This window comes from Nonomuraea sp. NPDC048901 (assembly GCF_040649695.1).
GTDB lineage: Bacteria > Actinomycetota > Actinomycetes > Streptosporangiales > Streptosporangiaceae > Nonomuraea.
Genome location: NZ_JBEZFW010000010.1, coordinates 19,584 through 40,676, shown reverse-complemented (window position 1 = coordinate 40,676; position 21,093 = coordinate 19,584). Strand labels below are relative to the sequence as shown.

Annotated in this window: 17 protein-coding genes; 6 read left to right on the top strand and 11 right to left on the bottom strand. The window is 69.6% G+C overall.

Annotated features, from left to right (window positions below; translation table 11 throughout):
- Positions 1–32: 32 nt before the first annotated feature.
- Together AB0C30_RS32075 and AB0C30_RS32070 are read right to left on the bottom strand one after the other, a co-directional pair.
- On the bottom strand, positions 33–1,517 hold the full coding sequence (locus tag AB0C30_RS32075; protein ID WP_357951689.1) for an FHA domain-containing protein: 1,485 nt from the start codon (positions 1,515–1,517) through the stop codon (positions 33–35).
- 330 nt (positions 1,518–1,847) lie between these two features.
- Positions 1,848–2,984: a site-2 protease family protein gene (locus tag AB0C30_RS32070; RefSeq protein ID WP_357951687.1), complete on the bottom strand. Its 1,137-nt coding sequence runs from the start codon at positions 2,982–2,984 to the stop codon at positions 1,848–1,850.
- Positions 2,985–3,099: 115 nt separating this feature from the next.
- Between AB0C30_RS32070 and AB0C30_RS32065 the strand changes: the two genes are divergently transcribed.
- The 3 genes from AB0C30_RS32065 to AB0C30_RS32055 all read left to right on the top strand — a co-directional run bounded on the left by AB0C30_RS32065 (position 3,100) and on the right by AB0C30_RS32055 (position 5,881).
- Positions 3,100–3,960: a RecB family exonuclease gene (locus tag AB0C30_RS32065; protein ID WP_357951685.1), complete on the top strand. Its 861-nt coding sequence runs from the start codon at positions 3,100–3,102 to the stop codon at positions 3,958–3,960.
- Between the two features lie 62 nt (positions 3,961–4,022).
- A complete protein-coding gene (locus AB0C30_RS32060; RefSeq protein ID WP_357951683.1) occupies positions 4,023–5,201 on the top strand; it encodes a sensor histidine kinase in 1,179 nt (392 codons plus the stop codon).
- Positions 5,198–5,881, top strand: a complete 684-nt coding sequence (locus AB0C30_RS32055; RefSeq protein ID WP_357951681.1) for a response regulator transcription factor — start codon at positions 5,198–5,200, stop codon at positions 5,879–5,881. The genes AB0C30_RS32060 and AB0C30_RS32055 overlap by 4 nt, the downstream gene beginning before the upstream one ends.
- Positions 5,882–5,981: 100 nt before the next feature.
- Here AB0C30_RS32055 and AB0C30_RS32050 read toward each other — a convergent pair whose 3' ends face one another.
- The 8 genes from AB0C30_RS32050 to metH all read right to left on the bottom strand — a co-directional run bounded on the left by AB0C30_RS32050 (position 5,982) and on the right by metH (position 17,430).
- Positions 5,982–7,007, bottom strand: coding sequence for a dipeptide ABC transporter ATP-binding protein (locus AB0C30_RS32050; RefSeq protein WP_357951679.1), 1,026 nt, complete (start codon positions 7,005–7,007; stop codon positions 5,982–5,984).
- Positions 7,004–8,038, bottom strand: coding sequence for an ABC transporter ATP-binding protein (locus AB0C30_RS32045; protein WP_357951677.1), 1,035 nt, complete (start codon positions 8,036–8,038; stop codon positions 7,004–7,006). The genes AB0C30_RS32050 and AB0C30_RS32045 overlap by 4 nt, the downstream gene beginning before the upstream one ends.
- On the bottom strand, positions 8,035–9,048 hold the full coding sequence (locus tag AB0C30_RS32040) for an ABC transporter permease (RefSeq protein ID WP_357951675.1): 1,014 nt from the start codon (positions 9,046–9,048) through the stop codon (positions 8,035–8,037). The genes AB0C30_RS32045 and AB0C30_RS32040 overlap by 4 nt, the downstream gene beginning before the upstream one ends.
- A gap of 93 nt (positions 9,049–9,141) precedes the next feature.
- Positions 9,142–10,905 carry an ABC transporter substrate-binding protein gene (locus AB0C30_RS32035; protein ID WP_357951673.1) on the bottom strand — a complete coding sequence of 588 codons (1,764 nt, stop codon included), beginning with the start codon at positions 10,903–10,905 and terminating at the stop codon, positions 9,142–9,144.
- A 57-nt stretch (positions 10,906–10,962) separates the two neighbouring features.
- The gene (locus AB0C30_RS32030) at positions 10,963–11,961 is read right to left on the bottom strand and encodes an ABC transporter permease (protein ID WP_357951671.1); all 999 of its coding nucleotides are present in this window, start codon (positions 11,959–11,961) and stop codon (positions 10,963–10,965) included.
- A 251-nt stretch (positions 11,962–12,212) separates the two neighbouring features.
- Entirely contained in the window at positions 12,213–12,737 is a 525-nt protein-coding gene (locus AB0C30_RS32025) for a cellulose synthase (protein WP_357951669.1), read from the bottom strand.
- Between the two features lie 393 nt (positions 12,738–13,130).
- Positions 13,131–13,772 carry an HAD family phosphatase gene (locus AB0C30_RS32020; RefSeq protein WP_357951667.1) on the bottom strand — a complete coding sequence of 214 codons (642 nt, stop codon included), beginning with the start codon at positions 13,770–13,772 and terminating at the stop codon, positions 13,131–13,133.
- Between the two features lie 193 nt (positions 13,773–13,965).
- The gene (metH, locus tag AB0C30_RS32015; protein ID WP_357951666.1) at positions 13,966–17,430 is read right to left on the bottom strand and encodes a methionine synthase; all 3,465 of its coding nucleotides are present in this window, start codon (positions 17,428–17,430) and stop codon (positions 13,966–13,968) included.
- Positions 17,431–17,522: 92 nt separating this feature from the next.
- Here metH and AB0C30_RS32010 point away from each other — a divergent pair, with 92 nt between their 5' ends.
- The 3 genes from AB0C30_RS32010 (at position 17,523) to AB0C30_RS32000 (ending at position 19,873) form a co-directional block, all read left to right on the top strand.
- Positions 17,523–17,984: a universal stress protein gene (locus AB0C30_RS32010; protein ID WP_357951664.1), complete on the top strand. Its 462-nt coding sequence runs from the start codon at positions 17,523–17,525 to the stop codon at positions 17,982–17,984.
- A 257-nt stretch (positions 17,985–18,241) separates the two neighbouring features.
- Entirely contained in the window at positions 18,242–19,096 is an 855-nt protein-coding gene (locus AB0C30_RS32005; RefSeq protein ID WP_357951663.1) for a PAC2 family protein, read from the top strand.
- Positions 19,097–19,381: 285 nt separating this feature from the next.
- Positions 19,382–19,873 carry a hypothetical protein gene (locus AB0C30_RS32000; RefSeq protein WP_357951661.1) on the top strand — a complete coding sequence of 164 codons (492 nt, stop codon included), beginning with the start codon at positions 19,382–19,384 and terminating at the stop codon, positions 19,871–19,873.
- A 362-nt stretch (positions 19,874–20,235) separates the two neighbouring features.
- On the opposite strand, the gene AB0C30_RS31995 is transcribed toward AB0C30_RS32000, so the two are convergent.
- Positions 20,236–20,988, bottom strand: a complete 753-nt coding sequence (locus tag AB0C30_RS31995; protein ID WP_357951660.1) for a CbiX/SirB N-terminal domain-containing protein — start codon at positions 20,986–20,988, stop codon at positions 20,236–20,238.
- Between the last annotated feature and the right edge of the window lie 105 nt (positions 20,989–21,093).

Here is a 21,093-nt window from a genome sequence, read left to right as displayed (position 1 = left end):
AGCAAGATTCGGGAAGGTTCAGGACGAAGGGCTCATCCCCGGTGGGCCTCGAAGCGCATCGTGCGGGAGACGCCGACGCGGACCGTGGTGCCCGGGACGATGGTGACGGGCTCGTTGGGCGGGATGTCATAGAAGTTGGGGTCACCGGGCGGCTGGATCTGGGTGCCGTTGACCGACCCCAGGTCGACGAGGTTGACGTCCCAGCCGTCGAGCGCCACCCGCAGATGCCTGCGGGAGACCGACCCGTCGGGGCTGGTCACCTTGGCGGGCCTGGCCGTGCCGCCCGCCACCTCCGGCGCGCGCTCGGGGTCGCGTCCCAGCAGGTAGTCGCTCTCCAGCGGCAGCGCGGTGCCGTCGTCGAGGATGAGGACGCCCAGCGGGGGCCGGGGCCCCTTGTACGGCACGAGGGTGCGCTGGACGAGCGCGATGCCGCAGACCGCGCAGTAGGGCACGCGTGGGTCGTTGAAGTGGTCGTTCTTGCAGTCGACGCCGTAGACGAGCTGCCGGTCGCCGTGCTCCTCCTGGGCGGGCGGAGGCGGCGGCTGCTCGAACAGCTCGCGGGGCTGTTCGAAGTGCTCCCGTGGCTGGTCGTAGGGGGAAGAGGGCTGCTCGAAATGTTCGCGGGGCTGGTCGTACTGCTCACGCGGCTGGTCGTAGGGGGAAGAGGGCTGCTCGTACTCGGGCATCGTGCCGTTGCCGGAGTGCGCGGGTGCGGGCTCGTCGTAGGTGGGGAACCCGCTCGGCTGCTCGGCCGGGGGCGGCGGGTCCGGCACCGCAGACAGGAACGGCGGCTGCTGCTCCAGCGCGGGAGGCGGCGGCTGCGGCCCTGAGGCGGACTGGGGGCCCGACAGCGGCTGCGGGCCTGACAAAGGCTGCGGGCCCGAGGGTCCGGCCGCCGAGGGGGTGGCGGGCTGGTCGTTGCCCGACAGCGGATAGGGGGCCATCTGCACCGGAGGCGGCACGACCAGGTCGGGCTCGAAGTGCAGGGCGGTGTTGGGCAGTTCGCTGGTCAGCGGCCTGGACTGCGCCGCGGGCCGCTCGGCGACCTCACCGAAGTCGCCCATCAGCCCGCCGCCGTGCACCACGCCGCCGTCGAAGCTGACCGCGGGATGCGGCTCGCCCCCGCCGGGCAGGCTCAGCGAGACGCGTTGGACCGGCCCGTTGATGAGCCGGTCGGCCCAGGTCAGCGAGTCGCTGCCGGCCAGCCGGGTCTCGCCGGAGGCCGTGGTGACCGTGGCCGAGGCGGAGCCGCTGACCAGGACGGCCACGCCGCCGTCGACCGGTCCCGCGACCGCGCAGGTGGCGGGGTCGCCGGTCATGTTGGCCGCGAGCACCTGAGCGGCGCGCCTGGCCAGCGCTCTGCCGTCGCCCCCGGCGGCGGCCGTCTCGCGTAGTGCCTTGAGCAGTTCATCGGCCGCGGCCTCGGCCGCGTCGCACACCAGCAACAGCCCGCCCAGATAGGCGACCAGCCCATCTCCGGGAAGCGGACGTACCGCCCCGAAGCCCTGGCCCGTCATGACTCCTCCTTCATGACGACCGCGCTGCGCTCATCGGTGCCCTCGCTGCGCTCGGTCACTCAATTCTCCTCCCCGGAAGCCGGCGTTATCACGGCACCCGCACTGCCGTGCCGGCCACCAGCCATACGCATACCCATACGGCGAGGCGGCGTCGCGGCCGCCCCCGTCTCGATTCGGTGAACCGGTGGACCGGTGGACCGCAATAAACCTGGCCGGACAGAACACTATCGGCCAGCCGTCTCATCCTCGAACCGCCGGGTGCGATCCGGAATCACCTGATCACTGGACACGACACTAGCCGGGGGCTGCCGGTTATACGAGTGGGACATATCAGACGCCGCTGAAGACGCGGTTGACGTCGGCCGTGGCGAGCACGCCGTAGATCTCGCCGCCGCGCTCCACGAGCAGGTATTCGCCGGCCGGGGACTCGCGCATGGCGTCGATGAGCGCCTCTCCCGTCAGGTCGGCGGCCAGCACCATGGACGGCTCCAGCGACTTGGCCATGGAGCCGGCGTTCACCCAGGGGCGGCGGTGCTCGGGAGTGGCCTGTACGGACGCTTCGTGCACGATCGCGACGGGGCGGCCCTCATGATCGACGACGACGAGGGCGCCGGCCCGCTTCTCGGCGGCCTGGCGCAGCGCCTCCGACAGCGGTGTCTCGGCGACGACGGGGATCGCCCTGCGGGCCAGGGTACGGGCGTTGACCTGGGGGATCCTGGCGCGGATGCGGGCCACGCGCAGCGACTGGGTGGCGCCGAGCCAGATGAAGGAGGCCAGCACCAGCGGCCACAGCACGTCGCGAAGGTCCACTTCCTGCCCGCTCATCAGCGGCGCGGCGATCGGCACGACCACCAGCAGCACGGCCAGTACCCTGCCGCCCCAGGCGGCGGCGATGGTGCCGGAGCCGGCGTTGCTGGTCAGCTTCCAGACGCCGGCGCGCAGCATCCGGCCGCCGTCGAGCGGCAGCCCGGGCAGCAGGTTGAACACGCCGACGATGAGGTTGGCCAGCCAGAGCTGCCAGATCAGTACCTCAGGGATGCCGCCGCCGTTGATCAGGAAGACGTCGGCGGCCAGGCCGATCCCGGCCAGGCCGAGCGACAGGGCCGGGCCGGCGGCGGCGACCATGAACTCCTTGCCGGGGGTCGGCGGCTCCTTCTCGATCTCCGACACGCCGCCGAGCAGGTAGAGGGTGATCCGGCGGACCGGCAGGCCGTAGGACTTGGCCAGCACGCTGTGGGCCAGCTCGTGCAGCAGGACCGAGACGTAGAGGAGTACGGCGAAGACGAAGGCGACGGCGTAGGCCGCTGTGGCGTCGAGCTCGGGCAGCATGGCCCGCACCTGATCACCGAACATCCAGGTGATGAAGGCCGCGACGATGAACCACGTCCACGACACGTAAACCGGGATGCCGAACGGCTTTCCCATCCGAAGACCGGAAAATTCCTGCTGCGGGCTCTGCTCGCTCACCGCGCTCCTTGCCGTTCATTACGTGCTGTCCGCTGCCTTGATGCTACGCGCCGGACGAGGTGCTCCCGGCTTCGCGGGCCCTATTCTGTCGGGCTCTTGACCTAGAGTGCGGTGCATGACGTTGACCGAACCGGTGATCATCGGAGCCCTCTCCCCCTCCCGGGCGGGCGACTTCATGACCTGTCCGTTGCTCTATCGCTTCCGCGTGATCGACCAGTTGCCGGAGAAGCCCTCGGCGGCCGCCGTGCGCGGCACGGTGATCCACGCGGTCCTGGAGCGCCTGTACGACCTGCCCGCGCCGCGTCGTTCGGTGGAGGCGGCGCTGGAGCTGCTGGAGCCGCAGTGGGAGCGGCTGCTGTCCGATGATCCGCACTACGCCGAGATGTTCGCCGATGACGAGGAGCAGGCGACCTGGCTGGCGCAGGCGCGGGGGATGCTGGAGCGCTATTTCACGCTGGAGGACCCGACGCGGCTGGAGCCCGCCGAGCGGGAGCTCTATGTGGAGGCGGTCCTCGACGGCGGCCTCATGCTGCGCGGCTACGTCGACCGGCTCGACGTGGCGCCGACCGGCGAGGTGCGGGTCGTCGACTACAAGACCGGCAGCGCGCCGGGCCCCGACTTCGAGGCCAAGGCGCTGTTCCAGATGAAGTTCTACGCGCTGGTGCTGTGGCGGCTGCGCGGCCAGGTGCCCAGGCTGCTGCAGCTGGTCTACCTGGGCGGTGGCGGCGAGGTGCTGCGGTACGCGCCGGACGAGGCCGATCTGCTGGCCACCGAGCGCAAGGTGCGGGCGCTGTGGACGGCGATCGAGCGGTCGCTGGAGACGGGCGAGTGGCGGGCGCGGCGCAGCCGCCTGTGCGACTGGTGCGACCACCAGGCGATCTGCCCGGAGTTCGGCGGCACCCCGCCGCCGGTGCCGGACCGGCAGCCGGGCGACACCGTACGGAGCAACCGCCGGGCGGCCACGGACGAGCTGTAGGAGTCCGGCTCTCCTCCCTTGGGAGGAGGTTCCGGGCTCTCACCTGGACCTACAGTGAAGCGGTGCGCATCGATCGGGCCAGGTTCCACGACACCCTGTTCGCCGTGGCGCTGGCCGCGGTCTCGGTCTGGCTCTTCCTGTCCGCCGATTCGGCGTTGCTGGAGCCCGGTGGTGGGCAGGCGGTCGGCGAGACGCGGGGCGCCGACCCGTTCGGCGCCGTGCTGGTGCTGCTGGCGTGCGCGCCGGTCGCCGTACGCAGGCGCTGGCCGCTGGCGACGTTGTGCGCGGGGCTGCTGCCCGAGACGCTGCTGACCGGGCTGGGTTACGGTTCCGGCGTGGCGGCGGCGCCGGTGCTGGTGCTGCTCTACTCGGTGGCCTCCCTCCGGGGGCTGGCCGTGGCGCTGTGCGCGCTGCTGCTGTCGTTCCTGGCCTACGCGTTCGCCGGGGCGCTGAGCCCGGTCACCGGCGGCAACTGGAGTGAGCACCTGGTGGCGTTCATCGTGCTGCTCGCGGTCTGGGGGGCCGGGCGGAGCCTGCGGCTGCGCCGCGCGTACCTGGAGGAGCTGAAGGACCGCGCGGCCCGGCTGGAGCGCGCCTACGCGGCCGACACGCGGGCCGCGCGGGCCGAGGAGCGGTCGAGGATAGCCCGCGAGCTGCACGACGTCGTGGCCCATCACGTGAGCGTGATGACGGTGCAGGCGGCGGCCGCGCGCCGGGTGCTGGCCGCCGATCCCGACATGGCGCGTGAGGCGTTGTCGGCCATCGAGCACACGGGCCGGATGGCGATGAGCGAGATGCGCAACATCGTGGGCGTGCTGCGTACCGACGCCCGGGCCGAGCTGGGGCCGCAGCCCGGGATGGACGATCTGCCGGCGCTGGTGGAGCAGATGCGGGAGGCGGGGCTGGCCACGCGGCTGTCGGTCGAGGGCGATGCCCGGCCGATTCCCGCCGGGGTGGATCTGGCCGCCTACCGGCTGATCCAGGAGGGTCTGACCAACAGCCTGCGGCACGCGGGCGCGGGTGCCAAGGCGGTGGTGACCGTATGCCATGGTCCGCGTGAGCTGGACGTGCGGGTGGAGGACGACGGGCGGGGGCCGGCGAGCCTCTCCGGGCCGCCAGGGCATGGTTTGGTGGGCATTCGCGAGCGAGTTGCCCTCTATGGTGGAATCCTCAGCATCGGTCCGCGACCGGGGGGCGGTTTCGAGGTGCGCGCGAGGTTCCCGTTGAAGGACTCACCATGACGATCAGGGTGCTGCTGGTGGACGACCAGCCGCTGCTGCGCACCGGTTTCCGGCTGATACTCGAGGCCGAGTCCGACATCACGGTGGTGGGGCAGGCCGGTGACGGCAAGGACGCGCAGGAGCAGACGCGGGCGTTGCTGCCCGACGTCGTGCTGATGGACATCCGGATGCCCGGGGTCGACGGCATCGAGGCGACGCGCAGGATCGTGCGGGAGGCGGCGCCGACGGCGCACGTGCCGAAGGTGCTGGTGCTGACGACGTTCGACCTGGACGAGTACATCGTGGAGGCGCTGCGGGCGGGCGCCTCCGGGTTCCTGCTGAAGGATGTGCCGCCGGACGAGCTGGTGCAGGCGATCCGGGTGGTGGCGGCGGGCGACGCGATCGTGGCGCCGAGCGTGACCCGCCGGCTGCTGGACCGCTTCTCCAAGCGGCTGCCGTCGGCGTACGAGCAGGCGACCCCGGCGCGGCTCGACCGGCTGACCGAGCGGGAGCTGGAGGTGCTGCGGCTGATCGCCAAGGGGATGTCGAACGCGGAGATCGCCCGGAAGCTGGTGGTCAGCGAGACGACGGTCAAGACGCACGTCGGCAACGTCCTCACCAAGCTGGGCCTGCGCGACCGCGTGCAGGCGGTCGTCCTCGCCTATGAGACCGGCCTCGCGACACCGGGTGCCGCTTCCTGATCTTCACCGTGACGGCCGCCGGCCGCCGATCTGGTGGTGGCGGCATCCGCTGATCCAAAGGAGACCGGTCGGCGGTGGGGCTCCCATCCGCCGACCGGCGTCAGGAGGTCGTGGCGGCAGTCTCCGGCGCCTGGGCGGGGGCGTTCTCCGGGAAGTGGCAGGCCACCCGGTGACCGCTGGCCAGCTCCTCCAGGGGCGGCTCCACCGTCTTGCAGATGTCCTGGGCCTTCCAGCACCGGGTGTGGAAGCGGCAGGCCGGTGGCGGGTTGAGCGGGCTGGGGACGTCGCCCGTCAGCCTGATGCGGTCGCCGTCCGCGCGGGCCTTGGGATCCGGGATCGGGACCGCCGACAGCAGCGCGTTGGTGTAGGGGTGCATGGGGCTGCTGTAGAGGCGCTTGCGGTCGGCGATCTCCACGATCTTGCCGAGGTACATCACCGCGACCCGGTCGCTGATGTGGCGGACCACCGACAGGTCGTGGGCGATGACCACGTAGGTGAGGTCCAGCTCGTTCTGCAGGTCCTCCAGGAGGTTGACCACCTGGGCCTGGATCGAGACGTCCAGCGCCGAGACCGGCTCGTCGGCGATGATCAGCTTGGGCTTCAGCGCGAGTGTGCGGGCGATGCCGATGCGCTGGCGCTGGCCGCCCGAGAACTCGTGGGGATAGCGGTTGTAGTGCTCCGGGTTGAGCCCGACCAGCTGGAGGATGTCCTGGACGGCCTTCTTGATCCCTTGCTCGGTCTGCACGCCCTGGATGCGGAACGGGGCGCCGACGATGGTGCCGACCGTGTGGCGGGGGTTGAGCGAGGAGAAGGGGTCCTGGAAGATCATCTGCATGTCGCGGCGGAGCGGCCGCAGCTTGCCCTGACTCATGTGGGTGATGTCGCGGCCCTCGAAGACGACCTTGCCCGCGGTCGGCTCCAGCAGCCTGGTCACCAGCCGGCCGGTGGTGGACTTGCCGCAGCCCGACTCCCCCACCAGGCCGAGCGTCTCACCCTTGAACACGTCGAAGCTGATCCCGTCGACCGCCTTGACGGCCCCGACCTGGCGCTTGAGCAGGCCCTTGGTCACCGGGAAGTGCTTCTCCAGGTCCTGGACGGAAAGAAGCGGCTCGTTCGAGGTGGTCACTGCGTCTCCAGCACTGGCTTGACTTCGTTCTCCCACAGCGTCCGCCGCTGCGTCCTGCTCAGGTGGCAGCGCACCAGGTGGCCGGGGTCGGTGTTGATCAAGGCAGGGATCTCCGCCTTGGACTGACCGTCGGTCTGGTCGGAGTAGGGGCAGCGGGGGTGGAAGGCGCAGCCCGATGGCACGTTGATCAGCGACGGCGGGGTGCCCTTGACGGGCAGGAGCCGTTCGGTGGGCTCCCGGTCGAGCCGGGGCATCGAGCCCAGCAGTCCCCAGGTGTAGGGGTGCTCGGGCCGGTAGAAGATGTCCTCGGCCGAGCCGTACTCGATGCACTTGCCCGCGTACATGACCAGGATGTCGTTGGACAGCTCGGCCACCACGCCCAGGTCGTGGGTGATGATGATCAGCGCGGAGTTGAACTCACGCTGCAGGTCGCGCATCAGGTCGAGGATCTGCGCCTGCACGGTCACGTCGAGCGCGGTGGTCGGCTCGTCGGCGATGAGCAGCTCGGGGTCGCACGACAGCGCCATCGCGATCATGGCGCGCTGGCGCATGCCGCCGGAGAACTCGTGCGGGTAGGAGTCGACCCGGCGCTTGGGCTCGGGGATGCCGACCCGGCCCAGCATGTCGATGGCGTGCTTGCGGGCCACGCTCTTGGAGACCTTGTGGTGGAGGCGGTACGCCTCGATGATCTGGTCGCCCACCGTGTAGAAGGGGTGCATCGACGACAGCGGGTCCTGGAAGATCATCGCCATCTTGCGGCCGCGCAGCCGGCGTACGTGCTCCTGCGAGGCGGTGATGAGGTCTTCGCCGTCGAGCCAGATCTCGCCGGAGACGTTGGCGCTCTTGCCGCGGTGCAGGCCGAGGATGCCCAGGCTGGTGACCGACTTGCCCGACCCGGACTCGCCGACGATGCCCAGGGTCTTGCCGCGTTCGAGGCTGAAGGACAGCCCGTCGACGGACTTGACCACGCCGTCGTCGGTCGAGAAGTGGATCTTCAGGTCCTTGACGTCGAGAAAGGGGCTCTCGCTCACGTCAGCCTCACTCTCGGGTCAACCACCGCGTAGAGCAGGTCGACGATCAGGTTGGCCAGGATGATGAAGATCGCCGCGGTCAGCGTGACGCCCATCACCTGGGGGAGGTCGTTGTTGTTGATGGCGTCGACCGCGTACTTGCCGATGCCGGGCAGCGAGAAGGTGCTCTCGGTCAGCACCGCGCCGCCGAGCAGCAGGCCCAGGTCGAGGCCGAACATGGTCATCACGGGCGTGAGCGTGGCACGCAGGCCGTGTTTGACCACCACCATGCGTTCGGGCAGGCCCTTGGCCCGCGCCGTGCGGATGTAGTCCTCCGACATGGTCTCCAGCATGCCCGCCCTGGTGAGCCGGGCGTAACCGGCGGCGTACAGGAAGGCCAGCGTCACCCACGGCAGGATGAGGTTGTTCGCCCAGGTGAGCGGGTCTTCCGAGAACGGCACCCAGTCGGCGACGTCGCCGACCAGGCCGAGCTGGTCGCGGAAGATGGCCAGCGACACGATGCCGGTGAAGAAGATGGGCAGCGACACGCCCGCCAGGGCCACACCCATCGAGAGGCGGTCGAAGAAGCTGCCGCGCCGCAGCGCCGACAGCACGCCCGTCGAGACGCCGAACACCACCCACACCACGGCGGCGCCGAGCGCCAGTGACAGGGTGATCGGCAGCCGGTCGAGCAGGTCGGGCAGCACCGGGTTCTGGGTGACGTAGGAGTAGCCGAGGCACGGGGCGGGGCAGTGCTCGACGCCGGGACCGTAGTTGCGGTCGACACCGACGAAGATGCCCTTCACGAACCGCCCGTACTGCACGACCAGCGGGTCGTTGAAGCCCAGCCTGACGGCGGCCTCGTGGATCATCTGGTCGTTGGCGGCCTTGCCCACATAGCGGGAAGCGAGGTCGTCAGCGGACATCCCGGCGAGCCGCGGGACGAGAAAGAAGATGGCGAACGTCGCGATGCTCACCACGAAGAGCAGCATGACGGCCGCTATCAACCGTCTGATGATGTATGTGGCCACTGATCTCGGCTATGGCGGCCGGGCCTTGTGGGCCCGGCCGCCGAAGCCTTCACCTGCTTTCGACGAACGTTCCGGAGGTTTTCCCGGACCGGGTTACTGGGTGCTCAGCGTCAGGAACTCGTACATCCCGAAGTTCTGGCTGACGAACGCGTTCTTCAGCGTCGGCGGCCGGTAGAACAGGCCGTGCGCCCAGACGTAGGGCAGGATGAACGCGTCGTCCATGACCTTCTTGTCGACCGAGGCCCAGATCGAGTTGCGCTTGGTGGCGTCCTGCTCGGCCGCGGCCTGGTCGACCAGCTTGTCGATCTCCGGGTCCTTCACGCCGAGGTTGGTGTTACCGGCGGCGCGGATGACGCGGCTGTCGACGATCTGCTGGAAGAAGCCGAAGCCCTCGGGGTAGTCGGCGCCCCAGCCGTAGACCATGAGGCCCAGGCCGTTCTTCTTGGCGAAGTCGGGCTTGCCGGCGTACAGCTTGAAGTAGTCACCCTGCGGGAAGCCCTTGACCTCCAGCTTGATGCCCACGCGGCCGAGCGACTGCTGCAGCGACTCGGCGGTCTGCTTCTCCGCCGCGCGCTCGACGCGGAAGGAGATGGTGGTGCTGAAGCCGTTGGGCTGGCCGCAGGCCTTCAGCTCTTCCTTCGCCTTGTTCACGTCGCCGCCGGGGTTGGCCTCGACGCCGTAGAGGTCGTTCTTCTCGTAACCGGTCATCTTCGACGGCATGAGGCTGAGGGCGATCTCGCCACCGGCGTCGGGACCACCGTAGGCGCCCTGGATCGCGGAGCGGTCGGCGGCGTACAGCACGGCCTTGCGGCAGTGGATGTTGTCCAGCGGCGGCACGTCGGCGTTGAGGTTGGTGAACCAGGTGCGGTCGAGCGGCGCGGAGTCGGCGTACTGCTTGACCTTGTCGTCGGTCAGGACGGTCTTGCGGGCGTTGGCCCCCACGCCGGTGCTGTTGATCTTGACGTCGATCTTGCCCGAGAGCAGGCGCTGGTCGAGGTCGTCCTCGTTCTGGCCGAGCAGCACCTCGATCGAGTCGTTGAGCTGCTTGCGGTTGGGGTCGGTCGCCGCGTCCCAGTTGGGGTTCTTGACCAGCTCGATGCGCTTGCCGAGCTCGTGGGCCTTGAACATGTACGGGCCGGTCGCGACCGGGTGCTCCTTGTACTTGGTGCCCGTGTCCTTGGCCGCCGGCACCGGGGCCGTCGACGGGAGCATGGCGAAGTAGTCGAAGCCGCCGTAGGCCTTCTTCAGATGGAAGACGACCGTCTGGTCATCGGGCGTCTCGACGCCCTTCCAGGAGTCGAGCTTGTCCTTCATCTTGTACGGGCCGGTGTAGTCGCCGTTGTCGAGCCAGTCGTTGAAGTAGGTCGGGCCGCTGGGCAGGATCTCCTTGTCCAGCGAGCGGGCCACGGCGTACTTCACGTCCTTGGACGTGATCGGGGTGCCGTCCTCGAACTTGATGCCCTTGCGCAGCGTGTACGTCCAGGTCTTGCCGCCGTCGCTGGCCTTGCCGAGGCCCTCGGCCAGGTCACCGACGAGCTCGAGGCCCTCCTTGCCCGGCACCGGCTTGAACATGGTCAGCGCGCGCGTGTAAAGGCGAGAGAAGTTCCAGGCGTAGCCGTAGTACTGGTCGCCGGGGTCAACCGAGTCGAAGTCGCCCGGCATGCCCATGTGGAGCGTGCCGCCCGTCTTGTCGGACGGGTTGACGACCTGCGTCACTCCGGCGTTGTACTGGCTGGCGGGCGCCTCGGCGGTGGCACCGCCGGTCTTCTTGGCAGAGCCGCCGCCACCACACGCGGAGACGGCCAGGGCGAGAGCAGCGGTGATCGCGACCGCCGACGCCATGGATTTTATCTTCATCGACCTGACACACCCCTTGTAACTAGGAGTCCAAAATTTGCGGGATAACTCACGAGGTCATCGAGCCTTGGGATCGAAGGCGTCCCTCAGGCCGTCGCCGAGCAGGTTGAACGCCAGCACGGTGACGAAGATCGCGAGGCCGGGGAAGAGCATGAAGTTGGGCGCCACGTCGTAGTTGTGGACCGCCTCGGCCAGCATGCCTCCCCACGTCGGGGTCGGCGGGCGTACGCCCACGCCGAGGAAGGACAGCGCGGCCTCGAACAGGATGTTCGACGGGATCAGCAGCGTCGAGTAGACCAGGATCGGGGCCAGCAGGTTCGGCAGGATCTCCTTGAACAGGATGATGTGGTTGCGCGCGCCCAGGCTCCTGGAGGCGTCGACGAACTCCCGTTCACGCAGAGATAGCGTCTGACCTCGGATGATACGCCCGATATAGGGCCAGTTGAAGAAGCCGATGATGAACACGAGCAGGCTGATCCGCAGCGTGTCACCTGACATCCCGAACGCCTTGTCGGGGATCACCCCGCCGAGCGCCAGCGCGAACACCAGCAGCGGGAAGGCGAGGAAGATGTCCATGAGCCGGCTGATGATCGTGTCGATCCAGCCGCCGAAGAAACCGGCGATCATGCCGAACACGGTGCCGAGCAGGACGCAGAGCAGCGTCGCGAAGAACGCGATGAGCAGTGAGATGCGCGCGCCGTAGAGGATCCGGCTGAACAGGTCGCGGCCGGTGGTGGGCTCGACCCCGAACAGGAAGTCGGAGCTGATGCCGCCGAACGTGCCGAGCGGCGCCTGGATGGCCGGGTCGATCTTCTCCCGGTGCCATTCCGCCGGCGGGTGGCCGAACCACGACACCAGCAGCGGCGCGAAGATGGCGACGAGGATCAGCACGACGATGACGATGCCGCCGATCATGGCGATCTTGTCGCGCTTCAGCCGCATCCATGCGATCTGGCCAAGGGAACGCCCTCGGATGACTGAGGAGTCCGCGCCCTCCAGAACGGTTTCCGGTCCGGCTTCGATAGCCGAGCCCGGAACATCGAGCGGTGCGGTCATGCCAATGGCCCCCTGGATGCCAGACGACGTCGTCCGAGTGGGCGGCGGTCCCGATCAGGTTATGCGCCGCGCTGGTGAAGTCGCTAGTCGCGTCCTCAGGAGGCAGAATCTATGGCCTGAGCTGGTATGACCAGCCCCTCAGGGCGGGATGTGGCTCAACTGTGATTGACGCGAAACTCATTCGTATCGATCTTGGGAAGTTTGTCTACACCCCGTCCCGGTTGCGTCTCGGAACTGTGACACACCTCGGATCAGCTGATGCCCCTGCGCTTGAGAATATCCTCGATGTCGGAGAAGTCATCGTCGTTGTTCTTCTTCGCCGCCGCCGCGGCAGGCTTTCCTGCAGGCCGCGCCGCTGTCTGTCCTGTAGTCTCTCCGGCCGGCTGCCCCGCCCTTTGGCCGACAGCGCGCTGCTGCGGCGCGGCCGGGGCCTCCGCGGCCTTGCCCGGCTTGCCGTCGCGCGCCAGCTTCAGCTTCCGTCCGCGCATGAACCCCGACGCCACGAACAGCACCACGGACAACCCGGTCACGGCGACGCCCGCCCAGACAAGGGGGTTGAAGATCAGGCTCGTCACGAAACTCACGATGGTGGCGCCGATGGTCCACAACGACTGCAACGCGCCGGTCAGGTAGGCGGCCAGCGGGAGCAGCGCCCACGCGGCCATCCTCATGCCGGCCGCCGCGCCTCTGCGCCGGAAGGCCAGGAAACTGAGCACCAGCCCCGCGATGGTCACTCCGGCGCACAGCGGCAACCAGTAGATCTGCTCAAAAGTCATTTCGCCGCCCCTTTGTTATGTGGCTGTGCTCTCCATCCTGGCACGCTCCCTCCCGCCGTCCCTCCTCCCCAAGTACCGGCCCTCCCTTAGGGGATCGGCTTGCCTTCGGTTGGGGGTCGCCCTCTTGCCGGGGTGAAAGCTTTACTTTTTTGTACGGCAAGCATGGGGAACCCGCCACCCGCCGCACGGGGCGGAGGGCCTCCAGGAATACGGCCTCTGACCGGATGGTGGCCGGCCGCCGTTACGCGCGCTCCTCGGTTTCGACGGACCCTCAGCCGGAGGCGCGGCCAGGGAATCGGCCCGCTCGGACCGCCGCCCTGTTCAGGGGGATCGGCCCGTACAGGGGGATCGGCCCGTACAGGGGGATCGGCCCGTACAGAGGAATCAGCTGGGTCAGGGGATCAACGCGCGGAGGGTGGGGATCGTGACGTCCGTCAGGGACGGAACCACGAGGCGGCCGGGAGCCGGGTCGATGGGCAGGAGGCTGGGGACCCCTACGACCGCGCAGCCCGCGGCTGTGGCGGCGGCCACGCCGTTGGGCGAGTCCTCCAGGACGACACAGCGCACCGGGTCGACGCCCAGCAGCTCGGCCGCCGTCAGGTAGGGCTCGGGGTCGGGCTTGGTGCGAGTCACGTCGTCGGCCGTCACGATGGCGTCGAACCGGTCACGGCCGACGCCCTTGAGCACCGCGTCGGCGATCTCCCTGAGCGACGAGGTCACCAGGGCGACCGGGATGCCCTCCTCGCGTACGGCGTCGAGCAGTTCGGAGGCGCCGGGCATGAGCTCCACGCCGTCCGCCAGGCGGGCCACCATGCCGTCGATCATCCACTCGCGCAGGTCCTCCGGAGAGACGGACGAGCCGGAGACGGCGAGCATGTAGGCGACGGTGCGTTCCATGGAGCCGCCGACGAGGTGCGCCTGGTGATCGAGCGTCCACTCGCCGCCGAGCCGCGCCATCACCTCGGTCTCGATCTCCAGCCACACCTTCTCGCTGTCGACCAGCAACCCGTCCATGTCGAAGAAGACGGCTTCCATGCATCCCCCGATCAGTTCGTGTACGGCACCGCGACGGCACCCCGTCCCGCCATTCTCACCGCCGACGAGAAGATCGCGAGCGCCGGGGCCTCACCCACGGGCGTGACCGAGAGCGAGGCCGGACGAGCGCCCCACAGCGCCCAGAGGCCGCCCGGATGAGCGGCGCTCGGGCCGAATCAGACGTTGAAAGTACTCAGACGTTGAAGTATTTCGCCTCCGGGTGGTGGGCGACCAGGGCGGAAGTGGCCTGCTCCGGGTGGAGCTGGAACTCCTCCGACAGCGTGACCCCGATCCGCTCTGGGTCCAGGAGCTGGAACAGCTGCACCTGGTCCTCGAGGTTGGGGCAGGCCGGGTAGCCGAAGGAGTAGCGGCAGCCCTGGATGTTGACCTTGAGCATGTCGTCCAGCGACTCCTCGCCGCCGATCCCCCACTCGGCGCGGACCCGGGCGTGCCAGTATTCGGCCAGCGCCTCGGTGAGCTGCACCGACAGCCCGTGCAGCTCCAGGTAGTCACGGTAGGCGTCCTTGGCGAACAGCTCGGCCGTCGCCTCGGAGATCTTGCCGCCCATCGTGGCGACCTGGAAGCCGACCACGTCCACCTCGCCCGACTCGCGCGAGCGGAAGAAGTCGGACAGGCACAGGTGCCGGTCACGGCGCTGGCGCGGGAAGGCGAAGCGGGTGCGCTCGTCTCCGGCCTCGTCGAGGATGATCAGCGAGTCGCCCTCGCTGACGCACGGGAAGTAGCCGTAGACGACGGCCGCCTCCAGCAGCCCCTCGGTCTGGATGCGGTCGAGCCACATGCGCAGCCGCGGCCGTCCCTCGGTCTCGACGAGTTCGTCGTAGCCGGGGCCGTCACCGCCGCGCGTGGGCTTGAGGCCCCACTGCCCGAGGAAGAGCGCCCGCTCGTCGAGGAAGGCGGAGTAGTCGCTCAGCGAGATGCCCTTGACGATGCGGTCGCCCTGGAAGGGCGGCACCGGCACCCGGTTGTCGGCGGCCACGTCGGAGCGCGCGGGCAGCTCCTCCTCCGGCGTGCGGGTCAGGACGGCGCCGGTCTTGACCCGGCGCTCGCGCAGCGGCGGCAGCGTGGCCCCGGCGACGCCGCGCTTGACGGCCATGAAGGAGTCCATGAGCCGCAGCCCCTCGAAGGCGTCGCGGGCGTAGCGGACCTCGCCGGCGAACAGCTCGGCCAGGTCTTGCTCGACGTAGGCGCGGGTGAGGGCGGCGCCGCCGAGCAGCACCGGGTAGCGATCGGAGATGCCCCTGGAGTTCATCTCCTCCAGGTTCTCCTTCATGATGACCGTCGACTTCACCAGAAGGCCGGACATGCCGATGACGTCGGCCTTCTGCTCGTCGGCCGCCTCCAGGATCGCCGAGACCGGCTGCTTGATGCCGAGGTTGACCACCTGGTAGCCGTTGTTGGACAGGATGATGTCGACCAGGTTCTTGCCGATGTCGTGCACGTCGCCCTTGACCGTGGCCAGCACGATGCGGCCCTTCGTCTCACCCTCGACACGGTCCATGTGCGGTTCGAGGTAGGCGACGGCGGTCTTCATCACCTCGGCCGACTGCAGCACGAACGGCAGCTGCATCTGCCCGGAGCCGAACAGCTCGCCGACCGTCTTCATGCCGTCGAGCAGCACGTTGTTGATGATCTCCAGGGCGGGCCGCTGCTCCAGGGCGGCGTCGAGGTCGGCCTCCAGCCCCTTCTTCTCGCCGTCGATGATGCGCCGCTTGAGCCGCTCCCACAGCGGCAGCGCCGCCAGCTCCTCGGCCTTGCCCTCACGCAGCGCCGTCGCGTCGACGCCCTCGAACATGTCGATGAAGCGCTGCAGCGGGTCGTAGCCCTCGCGGCGGCGGTCGTAGACCATGTCGAGCGCGACCTGACGCTGATCGTCGGGGATGCGCGACATCGGCAGGATCTTGGAGGCGTGGACGATGGCCGAGTCGAGACCGGCGTTGACGCACTCGTTGAGGAACACCGAGTTGAGCACCATGCGCGAGGCCGGGTTGATGCCGAAGGAGATGTTGGACAGGCCCAGCGTGGTCTGCACGTCGGGGTAGCGGCGCTTGAGCTCGCGGATGCCCTCGATGGTCTCCAGGCCGTCGCGGCGGCTCTCCTCCATGCCGGTGGCGATGGTGAAGGTGAGGCAGTCGACGATGATGTCGGACACCTGCATGCCCCAGTTGGCGACCAGGTCGTCGATGGTCTCGCTCGCGATGCGTACCTTCTCGGCCGCCGTGCGGGCCTGGCCGTTCTCGTCGATGCACATGACCACGACGGCGGCGCCGTGCTCGCGTACGGCCGTCATCGTCTTGTGGAAGCGTGAGTCGGGGCCGCGCCCGTCCTCGTAGTTGACCGAGTTGACCACCGCGCGCCCACCGAGCATCTCCAGGCCGGCCCGCAGCACCTCCGACTCGGTCGAGTCGAGCATGATCGGCAGCGTGGAGGCGGTGGCCAGCCGGAACGCCAGCTCCTTCATGTCGGCCACGCCGTCGCGGCCCACGTAGTCGACGCACAGGTCGAGCAGGTGGGCGCCGCCGCGGGCCTGCTCGCGGGCCATCTCCACGCAGTCGTCCCAGCGGCCTTCGAGCATGGCCTCACGGAAGGCCTTGGAGCCGTTGGTGTTGCACCGCTCGCCGATGGCCAGGTAGGAGGTGTCCTGGCGGAACGGCACGGTCTGGTAGAGCGAGGAGGCGCCCGGCTCGGGGTGCGGGCGGCGCGCGACCGGCTGTTTGCCGCGTACGCGGTCGACGACCTTGCGCAGGTGCTCGGGGGTGGTGCCGCAGCAGCCGCCGACCAGCGACAGGCCGTAGTCGCGGGTGAAGGTCTCGTGCGCGTCGGCGAGCTCGTCGGCGCCGAGCGGATAGTACGCGCCGTCGGAGGTCAGCACCGGCAGGCCGGCGTTGGGCATGCACGAGAGCTTCAGCCGGGAGTGCCGGGCCAGGTAGCGCAGGTGCTCGCTCATCTCGGCCGGGCCGGTGGCGCAGTTGAGGCCGATCAGGTCGACGCCGAGCGGCTCGATCGCGGTCAGCGCGGCGCCGATCTCGGAGCCCAGCAGCATGGCGCCGTTGGTCTCGATCGTCACCTGGGCGATGATCGGCACGTCGCGCCCGGACTCCTCGGCGGCCCGCTTGGCGCCGATGACGGCGGCCTTGACCTGGAGCAGGTCCTGGCAGGTCTCGATGATCAACGCGTCGGCGCCGCCCGCGATCAGGCCCGCCGCGTTTTCGCGGTAGGACTCGCGCAGCTTGTGGTAGGGCAGGTGCCCCAGGGTCGGCAGCTTGGTGCCGGGACCCATCGAGCCGAGCACGAAGCGCGGCTGCTCGGGCGTCGACCAGTGGTCGGCCCGCTCGCGCGCGATCCTGGCGCCCGCCTCGGAGTATTCGAAGACCCGCTCGGGGATGTCGTATTCGCCCAGGGCCGCCAGGTTGGCGCCGAAGGTGTTGGTCTCCACGCAGTCGACGCCCACGGCGAAGTAGGCGTCGTGAACGCCGCTCACGATGTCGGGACGGGTGACGTTCAGCACCTCGTTGCAGCCCTCGTGACCTTCGAAGTCGTCGAGGGTGGGGTCCTGGGCCTGCAACATCGTCCCCATCGCCCCGTCGGCGACGATCACTCGCTGGGACAACACTTCACGGAAGGACGGGGAGCTGCTCATGGGCTAGAGCTTATCGGCTGTGCAGAAAGGCTTGAGCGGACGGCTATTCTGCCAAGAAGACAATTTGACCAAATGTCTAATAGGGGTTCCCGATGGCCTACCGCACCGTGCTGGCCGGCACCGACGGCTCCGCCTCCTCCTTCCGCGCCGTCTCCGCGGCGGCGTCCCTGGCCGGCGCGACCGGCGCCACCCTCGTCCTGGCGTGCGCGTACCTGCCCATGCGGGCCGGCGAGCGGGCCGCCGCCGCGGACCGGCTCGGCGACCTGGCCTACAAGGTGAGCGGCTCCACCCCCGCCGACGACGCCCTGAGGGCCGCCCGCGAGCACGCCGTCGCCGCCGGCGCGACCGAGGTCGTCCTGGCGGCGGAGGAGGGCGACGCGGTCGACGTACTCATCACGCTGGCCGCCGCGCACGAGGCGGACCTGCTGGTCGTCGGCAACCGCGGGCTCAACAGCCTGGCGGGGCGGCTGCTCGGCTCGGTGCCCTCGCACGTGGCCCACCGCGCCTCCTGCGACGTGCTGATCGTCCACAGCACCCCCGGCGGCCGCGCCTGACCCCGTACTGAGTGCGAGCGTCCGGCTTTCTCCGCGCCTGGCCCTCACCCCGTACCGAGTCCGAGCATCCGGCTTTCTCCGCGCCTGACCCTCACCCGTACCGAGTGCGAGCGCCTGACCTGAGGGCGCCCGGGCCGTCGGCGCGTGGCGGCGTCTGACCGGTCGCTCCGCGACGATGACTGATCATCGTTACTCCGTGACATGACCGCCTCCTCACCGCATAGGCTTAGCTGGACAGCGGAGAGAGGAGGCGACACGTGATCGAGTTCGAAAGGCTCCCCGAGCTCGTCGACCCGGTGCTCATAGCCGCGTTCGAAGGGTGGAACGACGCCGGCGAGGCATCCAGTGGTGTGATCGCCCACCTCGAGTCCGCCTGGAAGGCGGAGCCGCTGGTCGAGCTGGATCCCGACGACTACTACGACTTCCAGGTCACCCGGCCCGTCGTGGAGATGGGCGACGGGCTGACCCGCTCCATCATCTGGCCGACGACGCGGCTGCTGCGCGCCCGGCCGCCGGGCGTCGAGCGTGACGTGGTGCTGCTGCGCGGCATCGAGCCCAACATGCGGTGGCGGTCGTTCTGCGCCGACATCATCGAGGTCTGCCGCGAGCTCGGCGTCGAGCTGGCCGTGATGCTCGGCGCGCTGCTCAACGACTCGCCGCACACCCGCCCCGTGCCGATCCTGGGCGGCGCCACGGACGAAAACCTGGCCCGCTCGACCAACCTGGAGCTGAGCCGCTACGAGGGTCCCACGGGCATCGTGGGCGTGCTCCAGCAGTCGTTCGGCGACGCCGGCCTCGACGCCGTCTCGCTGTGGGCGTCGGTGCCGCACTACGTGGCCCAGCCGCCCAACCCTAAGGCCACGCTGGCGCTGCTGCGCCGCCTCGAAGACCTCCTGGAGATCCCGATGCCGCTCGGCGATCTCGACGAGGAGGCCCGCGCCTGGGAGAACGGCGTGGACGAGCTCGCCTCCCAGGACAGCGAGGTGGCCGAATACGTCAAGGAGCTCGAGGAGCGCAAGGACGCCGCCGAGCTGCCCGAGGCCAGCGGCGACGCGATCGCCGCCGAGTTCGAGCGCTACCTGCGGCGCCGGGACCGCGACACTGACAGCTGACTCGCAGCCTTTGTTTACCGAACTTTCTGGAAGTTTCAGGTAATAATCAGTAGCTATACAACTTTGCACCAAGTTGGAACCCCAGGACCGGCTCGTCACGAGGACCCCGGCCGCGAATGCCACGTTGCATGCACCTACCCACACGAACCTCTCCACGCGAACCTCCCGACGTGAACCTCCCCACGCGAACCTCCCCATGTGACTGCGCACGTTAGGCCAACCATGGCGACTTCCCACGTAGACCCGCACCAGAGGAGTCAGGACACCCGGCGACGCATCCTGGAGATGGCGCTCTCTCTCAGGGATGACCGTCCCGGCGGCTCCGTGGACCATTTCCTCGCCCTGCTGCAGGACCGGCTCCCGCTCTGGCTCAGCATCCTGCACGGACTGTCCCACCGCGTCGGGAGGGGCAGCGTCACCGACAACCTGCTGCCCATCGTGCGGGCGGGCATCGACTACTACACGGATGTGCAGGCCGTGGCGCTGCCGGCGTTCACCTCGCCGTCCGTCACCGTCCGCTTCCGGCAGGCCGTACGCGATCACGGACTCGGGCCGATGGCGGAGATCCTCCCGCTGGCCGCCTACCTGGAGGGCGAGCAGCGTCTGGGACGGGTGGCCGCCGGCGTCGACCCGGAGGGCACCGCCCGGCTGCTGCTGGCGGGGTGCTTCCACCACGCCTACATCGAGATGTTCGTGGGCGCCGACGCGGGGCCGTCCCGGGACGCCGGCGCTCAGGAGATCGTCCGCGAACTCCGCCTCGAACCCACGCCTGCCTGACACTCCCCCGGCTGCACCGCCCACCCTCCCTACCGACCACCGACCACGGCGTCCGTCGACCATGGCGTCCGTCGGGATCGCACGTGCCGGAGTTGCGGCGTCGGGGATCGTGGGAGGCGGAGTCGGGGCCCCGAAATCGCGGGCGCCGGATCACGTCTGTCCGAATCGCGTCTGTCAGGGATCCCGAACGCCGGATCACGTCCGTCCGAATCACGTCCCTCGGGATCGCGAGCGCCGGGACCGCGGGCGTCGCGGCCGTGAGCGCTGCGGCCGTGAGTGCGCGGCCGTGGGTGCGCGGCCGTGGGTGTCCCGGGCCCTGAAGTGTCATGGCCGGGGACGCCGTCGGCGGCGGGTGAGCCGAACTAAGCGGTCTGTACGGCGCTCCAGGTGTTCGGTACGGCCGCCCGGGTCGTCGTCTGGTCGAAGCGGTGCCAGATCAGCTCCACCACGGCCGGGTCGGCTCCCAGCGGATCACTGACCAGGTCCGCGCCCGCCTCCGCCAGGCGGCCGTGGAAGAAGCCGGGCGCCAGCAGGTACGAGGCGACCGCCAGGCGCGACGCCGGACCCGATCGGAGGCGTTCCACGGCCTCGCCTGGCAACGGACCCGACCTGAGACGTTCCACGGCCTCGCCGAGTGACGGGCTGCCCGCCGAGGTGAACGCGGCCGTTACCGGGCGGCCCAGCCGTACCGCCAGCAGGTGGGCGGCGGCACGGACGTCGGCGAGCCCGGCCGGGTCCGAGGAGCCCGCCGCGCCCAGGATGACCGTGTCGGCGGGGCCCAGTCCCGCGCGGGCCAGCTTGCGGGCGAGCGCGGTGGTGAGCAGCCGGTGCGGGCCGAGCGGCGGCGCGACGAGCGCGTCAGGGCGGTGCTCGGCGACGACGTTCGGCAGGTCGATGTGCACGTGGTAGCCGCCGGCGAGCAGCAGCGGCACCACGACCACAGGCCCGGGGACGGCGGGCAGCACGTCGGCCAGCAGGGGCGAGCTGATCTCCAGGTAGCTCAACTCCACGCGCTGCCGGGGCCGCGCCCGCCTGACCGCCGCCGCCAGGTCGGCCAGAGACCGCTCCCCCGCCGCACTCCGCGTCCCATGCGCGGCCAGAACCAACGTGGGCACGGCCGAACCGACCCGCACAGAAGCAGCCGACACCGACGCGCTCGAACCGACCCGCACCGACACGACCGGCACCGAAGCGCTCGAACCAGCCCCCGCAGCCTCAAC

Bases quoted from the DNA above. Each gene is read 5' to 3' on its own strand.
- AB0C30_RS32065 (WP_357951685.1), top strand. From the start codon at position 3,100: ATGACGTTGACCGAACCGGTGATCATCGGAGCCCTCTCCCCCTCCCGG.
- AB0C30_RS32020 (WP_357951667.1), bottom strand. From the start codon at position 13,772: ATGGAAGCCGTCTTCTTCGACATGGACGGGTTGCTGGTCGACAGCGAG.
- AB0C30_RS32000 (WP_357951661.1), top strand. From the start codon at position 19,382: ATGGCGCTCTCTCTCAGGGATGACCGTCCCGGCGGCTCCGTGGACCAT.
- AB0C30_RS32075 (WP_357951689.1), bottom strand. From the start codon at position 1,517: ATGACGGGCCAGGGCTTCGGGGCGGTACGTCCGCTTCCCGGAGATGGG.
- AB0C30_RS32010 (WP_357951664.1), top strand. From the start codon at position 17,523: ATGGCCTACCGCACCGTGCTGGCCGGCACCGACGGCTCCGCCTCCTCC.
- AB0C30_RS32025 (WP_357951669.1), bottom strand. From the start codon at position 12,737: ATGACTTTTGAGCAGATCTACTGGTTGCCGCTGTGCGCCGGAGTGACC.
- metH (WP_357951666.1), bottom strand. From the start codon at position 17,430: ATGAGCAGCTCCCCGTCCTTCCGTGAAGTGTTGTCCCAGCGAGTGATC.
- AB0C30_RS32035 (WP_357951673.1), bottom strand. From the start codon at position 10,905: ATGAAGATAAAATCCATGGCGTCGGCGGTCGCGATCACCGCTGCTCTC.
- AB0C30_RS32055 (WP_357951681.1), top strand. From the start codon at position 5,198: ATGACGATCAGGGTGCTGCTGGTGGACGACCAGCCGCTGCTGCGCACC.
- AB0C30_RS32030 (WP_357951671.1), bottom strand. From the start codon at position 11,961: ATGACCGCACCGCTCGATGTTCCGGGCTCGGCTATCGAAGCCGGACCG.